The organism is Labrenzia sp. 5N, from assembly GCF_012395805.1.
In the GTDB taxonomy this organism is placed as follows: Bacteria; Pseudomonadota; Alphaproteobacteria; order Rhizobiales; family Stappiaceae; genus Roseibium; species Roseibium algicola.
The window spans coordinates 1-2,500 of record NZ_JAAZTM010000023.1; the positions used below are offsets into that span (position 1 = coordinate 1).

At 55.2% G+C, this 2,500-nt stretch carries 1 tRNA gene and 2 rRNA genes (1 of these 3 cut by a window edge); all 3 read right to left on the minus strand.

The features are described 5' to 3' along the window. Nucleotides 1–64: 64 nt before the first annotated feature. Nucleotides 65–141, minus strand: a tRNA-Met gene (locus HEP89_RS27080). A gap of 249 nt (nucleotides 142–390) precedes the next feature. Then, a 5S ribosomal RNA gene (gene rrf, locus HEP89_RS27085) occupies nucleotides 391–505 on the minus strand. 201 nt (nucleotides 506–706) lie between these two features. Then, nucleotides 707–2,500 (minus strand): 23S ribosomal RNA (locus tag HEP89_RS27090); it runs 929 nt beyond the window's last position.

Genomic DNA, 2,500 nt, shown 5'->3' on the forward strand with positions numbered 1-2,500 from the left:
CTGGTCAGTTTAAAATCTGTATCCGTTACCAACAAAAAACCCGGCGCGAGGCCGGGTTATTTGTTGGTTGCGGGAGCAGGATTTGAACCTGCGACCTTCAGGTTATGAGCCTGACGAGCTACCGGGCTGCTCCATCCCGCGTTGTTTTTTTGTTTGACCTTGGCGCGCTGCGCGTTTGGTCCAAGTGGGTTTGGTCCCTGTTGGGGATACCCTTATGTTTCGGTTTGACCGGAAGACTGCGCTGATATGGGATAAGAGATCCGGAGCGCAGCGGAGGCAAGGCCGAGTGGCCGCCGGCCGGTCAGGCTGCCCGCGCGGAGCGCAGCCCTTTAGGGCGGTGCGCGCGTGAGCGGCAAACAAGTTGAAGAGGTTTCAAATTGCGATTTGCAGGCCTGGCGGCGACCTACTCTCCCACACCTTAAGATGCAGTACCATTGGCGCTGGGGAGTTTCACGGCCGAGTTCGGGATGGGATCGGGTGGGGGCTCCCCGCTAGGGCCACCAGGCCGGCGAAGCGCAATTTGCGTGAACTGGTCTATATATTTTTTTGATGTTTTTGTCGGCCTCGCCTGGGACGAAGGTTCCAGGAGGTTGGCCGTATGGATCATTTCAAACGCGCTCAAGCAGCCCGAAGGGCGGTAGCGCACTTAAAATGATCTTTTTGATGCGCCAGGGGCGCATCCAAAAGATGAACATTGACTAATGAGAGGATCAAGCCGAACGAGCTATTAGTAAAGCTAAGCTTCATGCGTTGCCGCACTTCCACACGCTTCCTATCGACGTGGTGGTCTTCCACGGCTCTTCAGGGAGAACTGGTTTTGAGGTGGGTTTCCCGCTTAGATGCTTTCAGCGGTTATCCCTTCCGTACATAGCTACCCTGCAATGCGGCTGGCGCCACAACAGGTCCACCAGAGGTACGTCCATCCCGGTCCTCTCGTACTAGGGACAGATCCTCTCAATTCTCCTACACCCACGGCAGATAGGGACCGAACTGTCTCGCGACGTTCTGAACCCAACTCACGTACCACTTTAATTGGCGAACAGCCAAACCCTTGGGACCTGCTCCAGCCCCAGGATGTGATGAGTCGACATCGAGGTGCCAAACAATGCCGTCGATATGGACTCTTGGGCATCATCAGCCTGTTATCCCCGGCGTACCTTTTATCCGTTGAGCGATGGCCCTTCCACGAGGGACCACCGGATCACTATGGCCGTCTTTCGACTCTGCTCGACTTGTCAGTCTCGCAGTCAGGCAGGCTTATGCCATTGCACTCAACGAGCGATTTCCGACCGCTCTGAGCCCACCTTCGCGCGCCTCCGTTACCATTTGGGAGGCGACCGCCCCAGTCAAACTACCCGCCACACACGGTCCCGGATATTGTTGTACCGCGGTTAGATATCCATGACGACAAGGGTGGTATTTCAAGGGTGACTCCACAAGAGCTGGCGCTCCTGCTTCAACGTCTACCACCTATCCTACACATGTCGTGACGAATACCAGTGTGAAGCTGTAGTAAAGGTGCACGGGGTCTTTCCGTCTGACCGCAGGAACCCCGCATCTTCACGGGGAATTCAATTTCACTGAGTCTATGCTGGAGACAGCGGGGAAGTCGTTACGCCATTCGTGCAGGTCGGAACTTACCCGACAAGGAATTTCGCTACCTTAGGACCGTTATAGTTACGGCCGCCGTTTACTGGGGCTTCAATTCGGTGCTTGCACACCTCCTCTTAACCTTCCAGCACCGGGCAGGCGTCAGACCCTATACGTCGCCTTACGGCTTCGCAGAGCCCTGTGTTTTTGATAAACAGTCGCCACCCCCTGGTCTGTGCCACCCCACAACGGTTGCCCGTCGTGAGGTCTCCCTTCTCGCGAACTTACGGGAGCATTTTGCCGAGTTCCTTCAGCATAGTTCTCTCAAGCGCCTTGGTATTCTCTACCAGTCCACCTGTGTCGGTTTCGGGTACGGTTTATACGGTGGAGCTATTTCCTGGAACACCTTCGCTGCACCCCCAATCCAATAAGGAGATACAACACACGGCATCCGTCACTACCACCAAGCTGCAGAATATTAACTGCATTCCCATCGACTACGCCTTTCGGCCTCGCCTTAGGGGCCGGCTAACCCTGCGCCGATTAGCGTTGCGCAGGAACCCTTGGACTTTCGGCGAGCGGGTCTCTCACCCGCTTTATCGTTACTCATGTCAGCATTCGCACTTCTGATATCTCCAGGAGCCCTCACGGGTCCCCCTTCGCAGACTTACAGAACGCTCCGCTACCGCGCATCATAAGATGCACCCGCAGTTTCGGTGTATGGCTTGAGCCCCGGTACATTTTCGGCGCGGAACCCCTTATTTAGACCAGTGAGCTGTTACGCTTTCTTTAAATGATGGCTGCTTCTAAGCCAACATCCTGGTTGTTTTGGGAGTTCTACATCCTTTCCCACTTAGCCATAACTTAGGGACCTTAACTGGCGGTCAGGGTTGTTTCCCTCTCCACAATG